Genomic DNA, 20,333 nt, shown 5'->3' with positions numbered 1-20,333 from the left:
ATATGAGGGTTTTTTTAGGTTTTATACTACTCTTGGTAATAAACTGGAATAGTTATTCTCAGTTTCAACCTGCTCCATCTTTCTTTAGAACGCCTAGAGAGGCTCCTCTAGTTGATTTGAAAACCACACAATCCATAATGGTATCAAATTATGGAGCGGTCGTAAATGATGGTAATGATGATACTCAAGGAATTACAGCGGCCATACAGGCTGCTGTGAACTTGGCAACAGAAGCAGCCCCTGTTAGGTTAATTTTTGAAAATGGCACATATGATTTAATGCCAACTAACGGGAGCCACTCGTTAAGTATGACAAATGCAAATGGCGTTTTATGGGACGGACAAGGTGCACAGTTTGTAGTACACAATCCAGTTGTAGGCTTCTTAAAGTTACTGCGTTGCTCAAACACGATTATTAAAGATTTATCTGTAGATTATTCAACACTTCCCTTTACTCAAGGAAAAATCACGAATGTAGATGCTGCAAATGGTTTTTTTGAATTTGTGGTTGATGATAATTTCCCTTTACCGGTAGAAAGTCATTTTACAAATGCTCCTCAAAGATGGGGCATGATTAAAAATTCCAAAGGAGGCATTAAAGAAGGTACCCGTAATTTAATTCCGCATAACAGATATTTTGAATTGGTAGGCACCAGAACATACAAATATGCCAATCAGAGCAGTAGTACTTTAAGTAAAGTAGAGGTTGGTGATTATTTTGTACACATTGCCAGGTATAACGGCTCAACGATTATTCTAAATGACGGAGGTAAAAATCTCACCTATTTAAATGTTACAGGTTATGCAAGTCCTGCAGGAAGTTTTAATGCAAGAAACAGTCAAGAGTGGAGTGTAATAAATTGTAACATTAAGCTTAAAGAAGGCAGAGTAAATTCAAGCAATGCGGATGCCATACATGTAAGTGGAGGTAAAATAGGTCCTTGGGTTGAAAATAGCCTTTTTGAAGGTTTTTCAGATGATTGTATGAACCTTAAATATCATAAAAGGCAAATTAAAGAAGTGCATTCACCTACTCAAATTACCGTTCAATTTCTCACGGAAGTAAACGATAATCTCGAGTTTTATAATCCTAGGGATGGTGTTTTTTTAGGTAGTGCAACCGTAACTAATGTTCAAAACTTAGGGGGCAATCTATTCAAAATCACCTTGTCATCACCAATTAACATTACTAATATAGATGCTAGCGACCATCAGTTAACAGATAAGGCTTATATCGAAACCAAATCGAATGAATCCTTTATTTTTAGAAATAACATTGTAAGAAACTCAAGACGATACGGTATTTTAATTCAAAGTAAATATGCGCTAATTGAAAATAATCTATTTCAAAATTTAAGTGGTTCCGGTATTAGAATAGAAAATGGTGTTGATTGGGGGGAAGGCTTTAGGGCAGACAATATCCAAATTAAAAACAACAGATTTGAAAATTGTGGCTATGATACAGATTTTATTTCGAGTAATAACTCTGCTGCTATAGCTGTAGATTTTGCTAAATTGGGCACTCCCTGCAGTATAAGTGATACTTGGTGTGGTACAGAAACTACAGATTGGCAAGCACACAGCAATATTACCATATCTAATAATACTATAACATACAATAAAAGAGGTCTCTATCTTAAAAATATAAATGGTTTATCTGTTATTAACAACTTTATTTGTCATAGAGACGAGGATATTACTTTGGAGAATAATGAAAATCCCGTTCCACAAACAATTTTAAATTGTAGCAATGTCAATATTGAAGATTATACATACCCCTTACCAGAGGCTAACATCCATTTTTTGCTGAACGAAGCGCCTTCAGTGCCAGATTTAACAAATTCGGGTTCTGATACAAGTGTAGGTATGGACATTATTAATGAGGGAGGAGAAATCACTCAGGGATTTATTGATGATGAAATAGAATATGCCTTTAAAATTAATACGGAGAATAACGGTAAATTACGCCTCAAGAATATCAGTGATGGTTCTCCTTTTCCCGGACCAGTTAAGGGTGCTCCCAGAACATATTCCTTTTGGATTAAACCAGAACAATTAATATTTCAAACCTTACTCTTCAGCGGTGGTCCCGCGGAAGGAGAAGTTTTTTCTATTCAAATGCAATCAAATGGTGTTATAAGAGTAACCGATAACAATCAAAATATTGTTAGGATGGAAGATATGCCAATGGATATAGGTCAATGGAATCATGTTGTAATTTCAGTTCCAGAAAATAATTCAATCTTTAGTATCCAACTTTATAAAAATGGAGTTCCTTCCATAGAAACTTATTCAGGTGTAGATGCAAATATTAACACCGGAAGCAACATAGTTGATTTCTTCCCTAGATATAAGGGTTTAGCAAGCGATATTAGATACTTCGATTACAAATTATGTAGTGATGAAGTAGAAAAAGTTTTCAATGATAGACGCATACCTCTGTCCAACAACATCATAAATAAAACAAATTCAGAGCTTATTATTTATCCAACTTTTGTTATAAATAATATAACTTTCAGCAAACCTGTAACTTCAATAAAAGTTTTCAATCTTCTTGGAAAAACTTTGATATCAAAGGATCATGTATATCTAACAGAACTTAATTTATCAACATTAAGTCCCGGCATATATTTAATACAATTGAACAATAAAAAAATTACAAAAATCTATAAAAAATGAAAAAGCATTATTTAATATTAATGGCATTCCTACATATAGGCTTCTTTATTTACTCCCAGGAACAATTTACCTTGCCTGACTATTTCAGAACAAACAGAAATCTACCTCTCATTGACATACCCACAGTAATGACCGTAGAGTTATCAAACTTTGGGGCTATCCCAAATGACGGTAAAGATGACGCTATTGCAATAGCAAAAGCCTTAAATTTTTGTAAAAAAGTATCCAAAAATGGAAGCGGAGTTAAATTACTATTTGCACCAGGAACTTATGACCTGTTCCCAAATGAAAATGACTCACATTTAATTGAACTTAACAATGCAAATAATATTTTAATTGATGGAAATAATGCCGAAATAGTCGTTCATGATCCTCTGAAAGGATTTTTTTCCGTTTTTAGAAGTAAAAACATCATCATAAAGGATTTGTTTATTGATTATGATCCACTACCCTTTACTCAAGGAAAAATTGTTGAAATTGATTTAAAAAACAGAACCTTCGATATAAAAATTGATGAAGGATTTCCCCAACTAAATAATGAGATGTTTCAAAAAGCATCCAGAGTATGGGGAATGCTCATGGACCCTGAAATCCCAGGAAAATTAAAAGACGGTGCACCCAACCTTTATGCAACAAAAGATTTTGAGGTATTATCTCCAGGAGTTTTTCGTGTTAAAATAAATTCTATCAACCTTCTAAAGTTTATGGAAATTGGTGATTTATATGTGCATTTGGCAAGAACCAATGGAAGATCCCTTTTTAGATCAAACAGTAGCAAGAACATAACGTATTTAAATATTACTAGCTATGCCAGTCCGGCAGGCAGCTATGCAGCTTTCAATATGGAAGAATGGAACATCATTGGGTGCGCTGTAAAACTTAAAGAAGGTAGAATACATAGTGCAAATGCAGATTGCGTACATGCAAATGGAGGTGCTTTTGGGCCTTGGATAGAAAACTCGCTTTTTGAGGGGTATAGTGATGACGCCATTAATTTAAAATCTACCAAAAGACAAATTTTAAAACAAAATTCACCGACCGAATTAATTGTGAAATACAATTTAATAAAAGGTGATATTATTAGGATTTATAACCCTAGAGAAGGAAAGTATCTGGGTACATTTGAAATTATTAACAGGAAACCGCTTGAAAATAATAAGGTGTTAGTCACTTTAAATAAACCTTTAGAAGAGACTTTATATGTAGGCGATACTAAAAGGCATGATATCGCCTATGTAGATACGCAATCTAACGAATCTTTTGTTGTTAGAAATAATACCTTTAGAAATGCCAGACGTTATGGTATATTACTGCAAAGTTCTTATGGGATAATCGAACGTAATATATTTAAAAATCTTAGCCAGTGTGCTATTTCCATGAATAATGGTGTGGATTGGGGAGAAGGGTTTGTATCCCATAATATAAAAATCGATAGAAATATCTTTGATAATTGCGGCTATGACGACACCTATTTTAAAGATTATAATGCAGCCGCTATACGCTTAAGAGTTACTAAATTAAAAAATCCAGAGGCTAAAGGGAAATGGTGTGGTGTAGCCACTGCTGAATGGCAAGGATTAGAAAATATTTCAATCACCAATAATACATTCTTGTATAATAAAAGAGCCTTATCAATTGAGTGTTCCGTTGATACATTCATAAAAGGAAATCAATTCATAAAAAATGTAAAGGATCTTTCTGATGAAAATGAAATTCTTTTAAAAAACAACAATACGAACTTAGTTTTCGACAACTAAACTAATGGTAAGAATTAAATAATTTTTAATTTATGAAAAAAACAAAATATTACTTACCCCTTATTTATTCATTCTTGGCTAGCAGTATTATATTTAATTGCCAGTCAAAAGATACCATTTCAAAAAAAAAGCCAAATATTCTATTTTGCATTGCCGATGACGCTACTTGGAAGCATATGAGCGCCTATGGAACAGATTGGATAAAAACACCTGCTTTCGATAGAATAGCAGATCAAGGTTTATTATTTAATAATGCCTATACACCAAATGCAAAATGTGGTCCTTCCAGATCCATCATTTTAACGGGTAGAAACACGTGGCAACTTGAAGAAGCCGCTAATCACCTAGCTTATTTCCCAACGAAATTTAAAACATATCCTGAAGCCTTATCTGAAAAAGGTTATCACGTAGGCTATACAGGTAAGGGTTGGGCACCCGGCACATCTTTAAATGAAGATGGAAGTAAAAGAGAACTCATTGTAAAGGCCTATAATAAAATGAAAACGGAGCCTCCAACTAAGGGGATATCTCATGTCGATTACGCCCAAAACTTTAAAAGTTTCTTAGATAAAAAAAAATCAGATCAACCCTTTTGCTTTTGGTATGGAGGACATGAACCCCACAGAAAATATGAATATGGCTCCGGAGTACGTATAGGAAATAAAAAATTATCTGAACTAGATTCTGTTTTCCCTTATTGGCCTCAAAGCGATATTGTTAAAAATGACGTTTTAGATTATGCTTTTGAATTAGAATACTTTGACAAACAATTAGAGGAAATGCTTAAAATTCTACAAGAGAGAAACGAATTAGAGAATACGCTTATAATTGTTACTTCTGATAACGGCATGCCCTTCCCCAGAGTAAAAGGCCTTAGCTACGAACATTCCAATCATTTACCTCTGGCTGTAATGTGGAAAAAGGGTATAAAAAACCCGGGAAGAAAAATAAACGATTATGTAAGTTTTATAGATTTTGCAGCCACATTCTTAGATTTAACGGGATATGACACTAACGATTTAGGCATGCAACCCATTCAGGGAAAAAGTTTAAAACCATTTTTCGATTCAAATGAAGAAGATTTAATAGAAGACGACAAAGACTATGTTTTACTCGGACAAGAACGACATGATGTTGGAAGACCTAACGACGTTGGCTACCCTATTAGAGGTATTGTAAAGAACGGATTTCTATACTTATTGAATTATAAACCTGAGCGATGGCCAGCAGGAAATCCTGAAACAGGATATACAAACACGGACGGAAGCCCAACAAAAACAGAAATACTTGAACTTAGACGAAACAATTTAGAAACAAAATATTGGAATTTAAATTTTGGAAAACACCCTAAAGAAGAGTTGTACAACCTCCGTACGGATGAAAATTGTTTAGATAATCTAGCTGAAAACAAAGAATTTCAACCAATAAAAGAAAACTTAAAGAGCATCTTAGAATCAGATTTAAAAACCCAAAAAGATCCAAGGATTATTGGAAATGACTCCATATTTGACAATTATCCTCCTGATAGAAATAAACACTTCTATGAACGCTATATGAAAGGAGAAAACGTCAAAGCCGGGTGGATCAACAAATCCGATTTCGAAGCAAAAGAATGATATATTAATATATAAATAAAATTTTTCCCATACAGCCATTAACGCCTAATTATAGGTTTTACATTAAAGTTAATTCTTCGGACTCCAATTAAAAGCATCATAAACACCTCGTTTATGGTGCTTTTTTATAATCTTTTTTTCCTCTTAATACAAAAGCAAAAGCCTTGCAAACAATTGTTCACAAGGCCTTCTAATTAATTGACTAATATGTAATAATTATTATTACCGAAAATTGAAATTCAAGGGAATAATTAACTGGTAAAATTTATCAGCTTATTATTCTGCTTTTTGGGCATTGTCTTTTAACAATTGCTCTATTAAAGACAACCAATCTTCCGAATAATTTAAACGGAACACATTTTCACCCCTTTTACCTGCAATAGTAAGCTTATCTTTCACTGCAAAAATGTGCTTGTTTGATTTTACAAGCTCAATTTCATCTAAACCTAAAACAATATCTTCTCTGGATTTTGCAGAAAACACAATACGTTTATTGGTTATGGCTAAGGTACCATTAACTCGATCGTGACCGACGCAATGTTTCGCATCTGCACTAATAATTTCATACTCCTCAGCATGTAACCCATCTGATGAAACCATATCCTGATTAACCATATTCCTTACTATTTTTAAATTATCCCAATACATATAAACTCAGTTAAAAGATGTGGTGTTAATCATTTTTCGTAATTAATCCCTTAACCTATAAACCAGCCAGAGCGGAAATCCAGCTCCGGCTAATTTCTTTTACTATTATTTCACAATTATTTTAAAACTTTTGTACGCTTTATCTTCTGCGTTTAGCACACAGATGTAAAATCCTGGTGCCAGTTTATTCAAGGACAGCACCTCAACATGCTCCCCTGCCGACATATTCGACTTGCTTGTAGCATATTGTAACTGACCATTAGAATTAAACATTTGAATACTTACATCTGCTGATTCATTTAACTTATAATAAAGTCTAGCTGTTCCATTTACCACCGGATTTGGTGTAAATATTGCCGGTAAATCTGATGCGTCCAAATCGCCATTATTAAACATCCCATCAGGTACACCTGAAGCGGTCTCAGAATCATCTATGACATTTATATATACTAAGTGAATTACAAAACCGTCTTCTTTACCATCGTCTGCTGCAAAAACTAATTGCCCGGTTCCTACTCTAATTGGGCTTAAGGTTACAAATTGATTTCCAAATGCCATATCTACAACCTCAGGGTTATAATTCCCTGCCAAAAACTGAAACTCATCACCATCCGGATCTGAAAACATTTCATTAGGATCGATTGTTATAGCACTATTCTTATCGGCCAGATTTAAAGTAATGACCTCAAAATCTGTATTAAAGATAGGTGCACGGTTTTTCTCTACAACGTTAACAGAAATCGTATCGCTAGTTACATTACCAACAGCGTCTTTAAATGCTAATGGTATCTTGTAGTAACCTCCACTTTCATAACCTGTTTCTATAGAAACCTGAGCTGTGTTATCTCCTGTTTGTATTAACTCATATTCGATGCCTTTAATACTATCATCAATAGAGATTGTGGTAGCATCACCTTCAACATCTTCGAATAAATAATTAAACACCTTAGATTCTGTCTCAATAATACTTAAAGTATCTTTATAAATATTCGGGTAGAAATTTAATTCTGGCGCGCCATTTACATTTAATATTATCGACACTTCCTCTCTCGGATTATTAATATCGTTCGAGCTTGCTATAATTTTACCTATATGTCGACCCTTACCTGCAATGGCTGGGTCGATGTTAGCATTAATAGCTATAGATTCTCCCCCTAATAATTCACCTTCATACTTATCTAAGGTTAACCATTGGTTTTTACCCGATGCCGTTAATGGTCTCATTTTCCAAATTACACGTTGACTCTGGGTATAATTAGCCCACCAATAATAATTATCATTACCTTGATATACCGCCGAGAAACTATGTTGTAATAAAGATTCATCTTCAGAATTATCAAATCCCATATATTTATTTGAAACCGGATGCGTCATGATGATATAAAAAACTTCGCCTTCTGGTATAAAAAATGGTTTTTCTAAAGGAAAGTAAATCCATTGCTGATCAACTTTTTCGTTTATAACAAATTGTTGCTCATAAAGTTTCTCCCCATCCTGAGGTAAATCGCCCCCTTTATAAACCATCACATTTACAATTTCTTCCAACTTATCTAAATAAGTATATGCTCTAATATGAGTTAAACTAAAGCCTCCGGCTGGAGCGGTAAAACGGTTAGCAAATGCCAGATTTGCTCCTACGGCAAACGGCGTAAACACACCATCACCCACCTCTTTTGTTTCTATGGCTAATGAGTCTATTGTTACGCGTTTCTGAAAATCGTATGCTCCCTCTATTTCTGAAACGTAAGGTTCTATAGGTGTTGGAGATACCTCAGGCATCGTCGCAGGTATTAAATTATATACCAACTTTGATTCCCCCTTATTTTCAACATTAAACCCGTATACTTCTTTTTGAATATTCGGAAGTGTATACTCTTGGTCTTCAGCACCCCAACTAAACACAGGCGAATCTACTATGGTTGCTTCTAAAATAGTCTCATTTACTCCTGCATTACTAGTATAAATTATTTTACCAGCCTGATTTTGGTTTGCTAAAACTGCCACTTCTGCAGTTAAATCAACCGTTTCCCATGGTTTTATAAGCAAACTATTAAGTAAAACCCCTGAACTACTTCTTATAATTTTATTACCCGCATCATCATATAAATTGAATCCATCTAAGCCTTCAGAAGCTATTTGCGTTACTTCTAAAACATTATAGCCTCTGTTTGTTATTTGAACGATATTCTGAAGTGTGAGACTGGGTCTAAAAATAACATCATTCCTTCTTATAGTATCGGTAACAGCCATTTTAGGTGAACCTGTCACGTTTATTTCAACTGGAATATTTAAGATTTTTTGATTATTACTATTAGATACCATACTGATGGTATCCTGGTAAGTACCTGGATAATAAATATCTTCAGCTGAAACAGTTAAATTTAAAGCTTCCTGTTGCTGCGTATTAACACTTCTTACCTGTGGCGGTGCAATAATATACGATGTATTATCTTTTATGTTAGCCCACATCATAATTTGTGATCTGGCTTCATCCAGAAATTCAGTTCCGTCGGGACTTTTTATACCATACTCTATTATCCCTCCATAAGTTTCAATATCCTTGTAATGAAATTTAATATACCCGTCTGAATTTATTTCTACCTGAAATGTTAAGTTACCAGGGTTTGCACTGGCGTTTTGTGCTGCTAAATCATACCATTGCACGATAAGTTTATCATCTTCTAATCGATAATTTAAACCATCCCCTGTTTCCTGAAGAATTAAATCGGACCATAACGGAGCTATAATACCATTAAAATCATCGCCTGTAACAAAGCTAGTCACTAAAGGTTGATTTTTTGGCTCTTTTACAGATATATAACCATTGGCAGAAATCCAAATCGTGTTATAATATGCTCCATAAAAAGGAAACTCAAAAGGTAGGTCTATAGAGGTGTACTTGTTAGGCTCCAACTCTAATCGCCCTTCATTAAAACCAATCTCATCCCATTTATGAAACACTTTTAAAGAATCGCTTAATTTCCAGGTATAACCATAGTCTTCAGTTGCTTTACGACTATTCTCTCCAATAGCCTTACCTGTAGTTTCATCAGCTACCGATGTAAAGGTGCTATTTCTAAACACATATTCCAACCCTACTGAATTACTGGTATTGGTAATATAGAATGGTAGCGTCGTTTTTTCTCCCCCTACTAAGTTAACAGAAATAGGAAGTGGCAAATCATGCGTGTATTGTGCATCTTCAATTCCTTCAGCTCTTAAAACAGCTTGTTGAATGGAACCATCTTCGAAACCAACGGTTATAGTCCCAACTAATTCGCTAGAATTTACAGGAGTAAACGTTACAGGTAACATCACATTTGCTGCCCCATTCAAACGCATTGGAAATAACGATGTATCTACCGTAAATTGCGACAAATTAGTAGACAGCGACGTAATGTTAATGGCTGCACCCCCTGTATTTTCAACCTTTAAATATTTGGTTTTAGTTTCTCCTATAAATACGGGTTCTTTAAAATGTAATGAATCATTAACTTTTGCTTCTGGAGTTCCTAAAACATTAATAACTACTGGAATTTTATTAAACTTCGCTGCCGTATTATTATATACTACGATAGTATCGTTATACGTTCCTGCTGTTACCCCATACGCTTTAGGCTCGATATTTAAATTTACAACCTCGGTATTACCACTTAAAATGGTGCCCTCCAATTTATTTGCTTCGCCAATCATGGAAACAGATCGATCTGGTGTAAACCTAACAACAAGTCCATTTGTTAATGCAAGTGTATCACCATAATCTCTAAACACCAGCTTATCTTCCGTTAATATACCTTGTAAAAAAATGGTATAATCTTTATCTGGTGTTACATCATCAACATCTTTATAGCGATATTCTATTGCTCCATCTTTAAATAGTACCACTTGATATTCTACCGTATCACCGTAATGCGCATAACCTTTAGAACCTCTTCGCATTATATTACACTCTAATGATAAAACCGTTCTATCACCAAAAGCATGATAAAGCATTCGCGTTACATTTAAAGGTTCTCCCTGAATAAGTAACGGCACCATTGCTCTGTAACCAAACAATCGCATAACCCCTACTAACTCAACATTTATGGTTCCCATGAATTGATTAAAGAACGGGAATTTCATTCCTAAAGGAATGCTATTTCCCAAATCTTCTTTAAACATAACCGTACCAAAATCTGAAATATCATCCCATAAATTTGCCTCCGGTCCATCAATATCTAATGAAGAACTCATCATATAATTGAACTTCTGGTCCATTAATCCTGAATTCTTATTAGCTATACTATAATGATTGAGGTCATAATCTAAAGCTGCCCCGGTACCACTATTTGTAATAGATAAAGATACTTGTCTTTTAGATCCATAATTAACATCGATATTTGAAGATGACAAACTTAGTCCTACGCTTGGTCCCTGCTCACTAATTACACGTATTGAAAATGGTAAATCTCCAATATTTGTGTTCAGGGTTACTTTATCATTAATGACTCCCTCTATACTTGGGGTATATTTAAAAGGTACTTTAGCTACATCTGATGGTTTTACAACTAAGGTATCGGTATACACCTCAGTATTTCCAGCACCTAGAACCGTATATCCGTATACTTTAAAATCATCTAAACCCGTGTTTTCTACTTCTAACTCCAGGTCGTTTTCTACATTTGTAAAAGCCTCATATTCATGCAAGGCTGTATTATCTACAACAGCTACCTGTCCTTCTACTTTAAGCTTTAATTCAATATTCACAACTGGTTTATGAATATCATTGGTTAAAATACCAATAGACGCCAGATGGTTTCCATTTATTAAATTATTTGCATCAACCGTGATATTAACATTCTGCTCTGAAGTTTCCTGAATTTCACCATTATTAGGATCTAGAAACACAAAAGAACCATTTTCACCTGTACTAAATACTCTTAGCATTGGAATAGCAGGCCTGAATAATAAATCTCTAGCCTGTATATAGGTTCTACCATTATCTCTCGACACAATAAATCGTTCGTTATACTCACCGCCTCCAAATTGCATAAGCTGCGGATTAAGCATTTCTTTAGGGAAATTAAACACCACCCAAAACGATTCGTTATCTTGAAATTTCTGAGGTTTATAAATGGGTATTCTGTAATACTTTAATTCATTAGCTACATCAGGATAGTATTCTTGCTGATAAACAGTTTCTGCTTTAGACATATCATCTCTTGACCCTTTTCTAATTTCTATAGTAATAGGAAACTCATTAGTTTCAGGAAATAAAGCCACCTCAAGATGCGTTAAATTGAATGAAAAATCGTAAGGAATATCAAATCGTGTTCCCATGATTAGGCCTGCATTGGTATTACCTGTACCAGCCAAGAATGCCGGAGGTGTACCATTCTCATAAGATAAACCTGCAACGTATTCCGGGGTATCATTCTTCCAGTGCTCAAACGAGGATAATGATGCCTGAGCTAATTCACTATCGGTTAGATATTTGATAGACTCAAAAGGTTCTCCCAAATCTTCATTTAAAACTTCGGATGCGCTTTCAGATTTATAAATAATCGTTTTTGTTGATGTACTGGCAGTTTCTATTGGTCTGTAATAAGTTTCATTAGAAATTAAACTTTCCCAATAAATAATACCTTGAGAAATATTTGAAAAAGTAACCGGTACGTTTGCTAACGGGTTATCATTAACATTAATGGTTAAATCTATACTCCTGGTCGACTCCATAAAATGAGGCTCACTAGAGGTTCTCGCCGCCAGAATATTGGATATTTCTGAAATATTTTCAAACTGGTCTAACGATTTAACGGCAAACCAATAATCGGTTTCTTTAATTAAACCTCCAATGTTTATATTGAATGTTTGTCCAGCTTCGACATTGTTCTCTACCAAGAAGAGCCCTTGATTTTCAAAGTTAGTGGCCGTTATTGGTTCTTCCCCAATTGCCAAATAATAATAACTCGGGCTAAATCCATCTTCATCGTCAGGAACAGTCCATGCTAATCTTATTTCATTATGAAAACTTTCAGCTGCTCTTAAATCGGTAATGGCATTTGGTGGAATTCTATTATCATCAACTAATGCTTTTGATGCATTTAAAATACCTTTTCCATACTTACTGTTGTGGATAAATATAAATGGAGTCGTTGAATTTAGTATAATTCTGCGTAAATCTTCGGGGGTAATTTCATTTCCTTGACTTATATTTTTAGCCAGAATTAAGGCCGCTACTCCAGAAACATGCGGACATGCCATTGAAGTTCCTTCCATAAACCCATACTGATTGTTAGTCATAGTACTTAACACACCTCCTTCTGTACCAAAATTGGTCATATCACCTCCAGGCGCGCAAATATCTACCCAATCTGCAAAATTGGTATAAGGAGCTGGCAAACCAGTTGGTCCGGTACTACTTACAGCTACTACTTCATCAAAAGCCCCTGGGTAACGATTTGCATCTAAGGCGTCATTTCCTGATGCAAAGAACAAAATACCGCCTTTCATAGGACTTCCTGCATACTGACCAGCTTCGGCTATAAAATAACGAATCGCATCAAGCACTTCCGGTTCGTAATAATCCGGACGATTGTATCCCCAAGAGTTTTGGGAAATTACGGCACCATTGTCTGCGCCATAAACTATGGCTTCTGCAAAATTAAGTCCACCATTTGTGCGGCTGTCAAATACTTGTGCAGACATTAACTTAACACCATTACCCGTACCGTCACCTCCGGCAACACCGGCAACCCCAATACCATTATTACCAACAGCACCAACGGTTCCTGCAACATGAGTTCCATGATCACCCGGTGAAATAGCTCCCGACACATTAAAGTTATATCCGTAAATATCATCAACATAACCATTCTGGTCATCATCAACCCCTTCTTCTCCATTTAATTCGGCTTCATTAACCCACATGTTATCCTTAAGATCTTCATGATTAAAATCCACACCTTCATCAACTACGGCTACAATAATATCAGAGTTCCCTGAGGTCGTATTCCAGGCATCAAACAAATTAATATCTGAACTAAATTCTCCAAACCGATCATTACTTTCATAATGCCATTGCTCTGACAATCTCGGGTCGTCAGTTTCCAGAACAAGCATCGCTTCGGAAATATCCTTACTTGAACCTGGTTTAAAAACAACCGGTTGCTTATCGCCATCGATTCTGGTTTTCTTATAAATAGGCTTGATAATATCAATATCGGCTACGCGCTCATATTGCTTCATAACCTCTTTTGCCGACTTATTAGAATCGAACTCTACCTCATACCATAAATGAAGCCCATATTTTCTATGTTTAGCTTCAAATTTTGGTGAAAAAGGAAACACACGTTTTATTTCTTTTATGCCAATTTGATTACTAACTCTATCGACATTTTGCAAACCAACTTCTTTTGATGGCGCCTTAGTTGTAGCAAGCTTAAGTCCTTTAGCTTTACTTAAAGCTTCCTGCTTAAATTTCAACCTGATTTTACCCTTTAAGATATCGTCTTCAGGTTGCCCACCATTCTGAGCATTCAATACACTAAAGTGCAGAATACCTATAAATAGCAGTATAAATATTTTAATCTTTTTCATGTTCTCAATTTTTTATTATCTCTCAAATTGAAATATTAATCTTGAATGTCTCTAACATATCTTACAGGTAAGGCATAGTAACTCGCAAATAAAATGGCTGAATCTATGGATTCCCCATTTTTAGTAAGCGATAAAGCAACACTTGTATCGTTATAATCTACATAAGTATCCGTCCAGTACAAACCTGTTATATCTTGCCCTCTAAACACATTTCGAAAAGCCGGATCGGAAGAACTTGAGAACTCCAAATACCCTGGATAACCTAAATCTAGTCCAGTAGGGCCTCCCTCTTCTAATTTATCTTTAGCATATAATGTTCCTCCTTGAGACACAATTAAATCGCCTACTTCTGTTGCTGTTGGTAATCGCCAACCTTCCGGAGCATAATCTTTAGCAGCAAAAATAGAATAAACACGACCGTACTTTTTTCGGTCTTCTTTAGTTTCTAAAGGATAACCATCTTCAATAATTGCTCGAAAAGCATGCCCGTAATACCAAGAACCATTACCTGGATCGGCGGCATAATTAAAGTTTTCGGCCATCCATTCCAGCCCGTTTACTTCGGCATAACGATACGTTTGATTATCGCGTGTATCTTTAAACATACCCCATTTACCACGGAATCTAATATCGACACTATCAACAGACGTGTATGTATCTAGCATGACTTTCCATTTTAGAGTGTAAAGTGAATCGGCCACGCCTTTAATTAAAGAATTCGGATTACCAGCATTATAAACTGTGGCTACTTCAGCATTTTTAACCACTTCCCATTCTGCAGTTGCTCCTGCAGGCAGATAGGCTTCTAAAGTAAAATACTTATCTGTAACCCCTTTTTCATTCTTAATATCTAATTGGTCTGGTCCGGCATAAGCATTAAGAACATCGGTTACAAAATCTACTTCTTTAAAAACCGCTTTAGAACCGTAACTTAAAGTCCAACGTATTTTATATTCCGACTTTTCCTTGCCAATAAATTCGGCTTTGAAGTTCTCGGCATTTTCTATTCTACCATCACCACTTATAACTTCCCATTTACCGCTGGCTCCAAATTTTGGCGCTTCGGCCTTTAAATAAGCCGACACGTTATTTTTTAATGTATCCGCATCTGCTTTAGGTGTAATAATCACTGGATTCAGAGGTTTAAAAGACACCGTAATACTTGATGCCTTATAATTATCTCCGTCGCTAATTTCCCAACCTAAAGTATAAGTCTCTCCAGGTTCACCATAAAACAAAGTTTTTGGATCATGAATATCTTCAAAACGGCCATTCTCGCCAATATATATGCGCCAGGTACCAACTAAAGGTGGTTTAACTGGTATGGCATTTAATTGTATTACATAGCCTTCATTCTCGATATCAACAAAACTTGGCCCGCCATTAGGGTTTAATTGCAGTGGATCCTCATCCGGGGCACAGGTATATGCAAGCATAGCTATTAGCAGTAGCATACTGCAACTACTAATAAGATGCTTTAATTTTATTATATCTAGTCTTTTCTTTTTCAGCATATTTTTCTTTTTTAATACCCTACATTTTGATCCGAATTTTCAAGCATATCATTAGCATCAATTTCAGATTGAGGAATCGGGAAGGTCATTTTATAATAATCAGCATCTTGTGGGCCAAAAGACAATTTAACCCAATGATCTCCATCTCTGTGAAATGGCAATTGTCTTCTTTTAATATCCTGCCATCTAAATCCTTCTCCAAACAATTCCTTTCTTCTTTCCAATAAAACCTGATCTATTAATTCCTGACCCGTAGCTGTACTTTTTATAACTCCTGGGTTAGAGCGTCTTTGTATTTTATATAAAGCATCCTGCGCTTGTGTGTAATTTTCTAATTCTGCTTCACATTCAGCTTCAATCAATAACATTTCTGATGCACGGATGCAGATTCGTTCTGCATTTCCTACTGAGTTATTGTGTCCAAATTTTACAATTAAAAATCTATCTGGATCTATATCATCAATTTTCAGGAAGAACCCTTTTCTGTAATCGGCCGTACTGAATTCCGCAACAAAATCCTTATTAGCACGCATGGAACTATACCCGCCAACCGGCCAGTAAAATGAAGGTAATGTTAAGTAGGTATTATTATCCTCTTGAGTATACGCTATAGTATAGATCGTTTCTGAATTTCTGGTACTAAATCCGGAGTACATTTCGTTAACATCCATTAAAGTTAAGCCCTCATATGCCAATTTCGCATGATCTCTGGCTAAAGCCCATTCCCCTTTATCCAGATATAACCTTGCCAATAAAGCATTTGCAGCACGACGATCAAAAAAGCCTTTATCATCATTTTCTTTTAACTGATTTGCCGCCGCTGTAAGATCTCCTTCAATGTAATCGTAAACATCCGATAAGCGCTCTCTCTTAAATCCTGTATAAATATCTTCCTCATCACCCGTAGGTAACAATATAGAAGGCGTTTGTGGATCCTTTGCATAGGCCGAACTGTACATTTGTGCTAATTTCAGCATGGTGTAGGCACGTAAAACTCTTGCCTGTCCAACTAAATCATTAATTTCGTCGGACGTTGCATCTGGGATATATACCGAGTTATTTATTATTTTATTAGTATCATAAATTAATTTATATCCATTCCACCAAGGATTGTTTATATACACATAATTTGGTAATAAATTCATTTGATAAACTTCAATCCACCAATTCCAGTTATTTACAGAGTTTACCATAACATCTTCCCCCATTATGTCTGCCATAATAGGATTGTATAGTCCTCCAAAACTAAAACTACTTAATTGATCGTAGGTTCCAATTAATGCGGCTTTGGCCGTAACATAAGACTCAAACACTTCATCTTCTGAAATAGCGTCTGTAGGCTCCTCCTCTAAAAAATCATGACCACATCCTGTGAAGATCAATAAGAGAAAAGCTGCTTTTATTAAGGTTATAACTTTTGTTTTCATTGCAAATATTTTCATTTTTCTATAGCTCTAATTTTAATCCCATAGTAACTGTTTTAACTCCAGGGATATAATTGTTGGTTGTACCATTAATGGCAACTTCAGGATCGAAACCTTTAAAACTTGTAAAAGTTAAAATGTTCTCTGCGGAAACAAAGGCCTTTAAACTATTCAACTTCATAGTTTTACATAACTTTTGTGGAAACTGATACGAAAAATTAATATTCTTAAGTCTCACGAATGAAGCATCTTCAATAAATCTGGAAGACATTTGGTTAGACTGATCTTGATTATTAATCACATATCTCGGAACATCTGTATATCTATTGTTAGGTGTCCATGCCTTTGCTGCATCTAAGGCTAAATTTGATCCCGTCTGAACACCATCATGCATATTAGCCGCATAATCATTGTTATATACATTACCTCCTAAACTATAGTAGAAATAAAAATTAAGGGCAAAATTCTTATAGCTTAAATCGTAATTAAGACCACCGAATACCTTTGGCAACGAAGTACCCAAACGCTTTCTTTCTGCGTCGGTATAATTACTTGTTACTTGTTTACCTGATCCTAATGGATCTTCGAAAGCACTGGCAGGTAATGTATTTTCTTCTCTATCATCAGAATCTGCATTTACAAACCACATAGGTTCACCATTGTTTGGATTTACTCCAGCCCATTCACGCATATAAAACTGATAAATACTACTACCTTCTTCCAAAAGTTTAGTTCCGGAAACAATTTGATCGGTAGTTAAATTTAAGATCTTGTTCGTATTGGTAGAAATGTTTAAACCTATCGAGCTATAAAAATTATCATTGTTAATTAAATTATATTTAAATGATGCTTCGATACCAGAGTTTTCCATTTCTGCTAAATTGGTTAGAATAGATCCAATCCCTGTTCCCGCAGACAGTGGTCTGGAGAACAGCAGCCCATCAGAATTACGGCTATAAAACTCGAAGGTGGCATCAAATTTCGAGAACAATCTAAGCTCTAAACCTAAGTTATAACTTTGTATTTTTTCCCAGCTTAAATCGGCATTTTCTAACTGTATTGGTGTTATACCCGGGTAGCCACCATAATTAGCACCACTACCATATAAAGGTAAAGAAGCATAGTTCCCAATACTATTGTTACCCGAAGTACCATAACTTGCTCTTAATTTTGCATTGTTTAACCAGGATAACTCAGGCATCCAACGTTCTTTTGAAATATTCCAACCAGCACCAAAAGAGTAAAACAATCCATATTTATTATTTGCTCCAAAACGAGAACTTCCATCTACACGAGCACTTGATGATAAATATAAACGGTTATCATAATCGTACTTAACTTGGGTTAAATAAGACACCATAGTCCAAGAAGATGTGAGACTACCTGGTTGCTCCGGCTTAGACCCCCATACCAAATCTGGTTTTCCAGGAATTGAAAATTCCGTTACTCCAGCCGATAACACAGAATAATCGGCTCCTAATGCTTCCTGACCAGCTAACACTTCTAAATATGACAAATCTCCTTTACGGGAATAGGTTAAAATATTAGAAATATTCCAAGCTAAATTATCGGATCTGGATGCTGAACTACGTCCGTTAACTCCAGCCCCATTACCGTGATCGGGATTATAATAGTTTAAACCATCGTCTAAGCTATTATCGATACCACCTGAGGTTCTAAATTTAAAAGATGGCGAAATATCAACATCTAAATAGGCGTTTACAACAGCCCTTTTTGTTTTATATATGTATTTATCTAATGCAGCCAGACCAACTGGATTAAAATCGAAAATCGCAGTGTTTCCCCATTCGTAATTTCCGGCCCCATCATAAACAGGAGAAGCGGCATTAATAACTTCGGCTGAACGCACAGGGTTTGCACCACCAGTACCTGCTGGCGGTGCATTTGTTTTTGAATATGATAAATGAGAATTAATCCCTGCGTTTAAGAAATCATTTATTTTATGTGAAACATTAATTTTGTTTGTAACACGCGAAAAATCTGAACCTATCGTGGTTCCTGAGTCGTTAAAGTAACCTAACGACATAAATACTTTTGTAAGGTCTGAACCTCCTGACACATTTAAATTGTAAGTTTGGATGATGCCATTTTTATAAATTTCATCTCTCCAATTTGTATTTGTAAGCACCTGAGTGCCTGGTATTAATTTACCATTATTATCTAGTGGGTTATCTACTCCAAAAGGATTGTATCCCACTATAGCTTTTACCTGATTCTGTGCATAAACCTGTGCCTCGTTTACGGTTTCACCTCTCAATAAAGCTTCATTGTATAGCCCCATCCATGAATGCTCATAAAATTGGGTTGAATTCATAAGGTCATAACCTTTAGAAATTCGCTCTGACACACCTAATTGTCCACTTAAACTAATTTTGGTCGTGCCTGTTTTTCCTTGTTTCGTAGTAATAAGGATAACTCCGTTCGCCGCACGCGAACCATAGAGTGAAGATGCGGCCGCATCTTTTAAGACTGTAACACTATCGATATCATTAGGGTTGATATCTGAAATTGACCCTGACATAGGGATACCATCCAAAACAAATAATGGCGCACTACCCGCACTTAAAGAACCAATACCTCGAATTCTTATGGTCGATCCTGCTCCCGGTTGTCCCGAAGCGCTTGACACCATAAGACCAGGTGTAGTACCTTGAAGCGCCTTTTCCATAGAACTGACTGGTCGATCTTCGATAATATCGCTATCAATAACAGCTGCTGCTCCAGTGTACGCTTCTTTTGTGGTTGTACCATACGCAACCACCATAACCGATTCTAATGCCTCAACATTTTCTCGTAATACAACATCTACAACGCTTCTGCTATTTACCGCTACAGTAAGTGTTTGCATGCCTACATAAGAAAAGACCAGCTTTGCCTCTCCATTTGGGATAGACATTTCATAATAACCGTCAAAATCTGTAATAGATCCTTGGCTTGTACCTTCTACAACAATTGTAACCCCAGGCAAGGGCAATCCATTTTCATCATTCACATGGCCTTCTACCTTAACTGATTGGGCGTAGGTATAATTTACTCCCATTAGGCAGAATATAATTAGGCAGCCTATTAGTCTTTTCATTCTTTAAAGGATGGTTTT

8 protein-coding genes are annotated in these 20,333 nt (G+C 35.6%); 3 read left to right on the top strand and 5 right to left on the bottom strand.

Features of this window, described 5'->3' with window-relative positions:
* Positions 1-2 precede the first annotated feature (2 nt).
* From H611_RS0112275 to H611_RS0112265, 3 genes are read left to right on the top strand one after another with little or no spacing between them, the layout of a single operon-like run.
* Positions 3-2,678 (top strand): LamG-like jellyroll fold domain-containing protein, encoded by a 2,676-nt coding sequence (locus H611_RS0112275; protein WP_027138655.1) that lies wholly within the window; start codon positions 3-5, stop codon positions 2,676-2,678.
* Positions 2,675-4,435, top strand: coding sequence for a right-handed parallel beta-helix repeat-containing protein (locus H611_RS0112270; RefSeq protein ID WP_027138654.1), 1,761 nt, complete (start codon positions 2,675-2,677; stop codon positions 4,433-4,435). Before H611_RS0112275 ends, H611_RS0112270 begins: the two co-directional genes overlap by 4 nt.
* A gap of 32 nt (positions 4,436-4,467) precedes the next feature.
* Positions 4,468-6,051, top strand: coding sequence for a sulfatase family protein (locus H611_RS0112265; protein ID WP_027138653.1), 1,584 nt, complete (start codon positions 4,468-4,470; stop codon positions 6,049-6,051).
* Between the two features lie 276 nt (positions 6,052-6,327).
* Here the strand turns inward: H611_RS0112265 and H611_RS0112260 are convergent, their stop codons facing one another.
* The 5 genes from H611_RS0112260 to H611_RS0112240 form a co-directional block, all read right to left on the bottom strand.
* A complete protein-coding gene (locus H611_RS0112260; RefSeq protein ID WP_027138652.1) occupies positions 6,328-6,699 on the bottom strand; it encodes a hypothetical protein in 372 nt (123 codons plus the stop codon).
* 105 nt (positions 6,700-6,804) lie between these two features.
* Entirely contained in the window at positions 6,805-14,277 is a 7,473-nt protein-coding gene (locus H611_RS14315; protein WP_035483819.1) for a S8 family serine peptidase, read from the bottom strand.
* A gap of 35 nt (positions 14,278-14,312) precedes the next feature.
* On the bottom strand, positions 14,313-15,791 hold the full coding sequence (locus tag H611_RS0112250; protein WP_084158186.1) for an FISUMP domain-containing protein: 1,479 nt from the start codon (positions 15,789-15,791) through the stop codon (positions 14,313-14,315).
* 11 nt (positions 15,792-15,802) lie between these two features.
* Positions 15,803-17,218, bottom strand: a complete 1,416-nt coding sequence (locus H611_RS0112245; protein ID WP_027138650.1) for a RagB/SusD family nutrient uptake outer membrane protein — start codon at positions 17,216-17,218, stop codon at positions 15,803-15,805.
* 19 nt (positions 17,219-17,237) lie between these two features.
* Positions 17,238-20,276, bottom strand: coding sequence for a SusC/RagA family TonB-linked outer membrane protein (locus H611_RS0112240; protein ID WP_027138649.1), 3,039 nt, complete (start codon positions 20,274-20,276; stop codon positions 17,238-17,240).
* Positions 20,277-20,333 lie beyond the last annotated feature (57 nt).

Origin of the sequence: Gaetbulibacter saemankumensis DSM 17032 (genome assembly GCF_000425645.1) — a bacterium.
GTDB classification, from domain to species: Bacteria; Bacteroidota; Bacteroidia; order Flavobacteriales; family Flavobacteriaceae; genus Gaetbulibacter; species Gaetbulibacter saemankumensis.
Note: the sequence above shows the minus strand (reverse complement) of the source record. Positions and strands in the feature narration are given on the sequence as shown.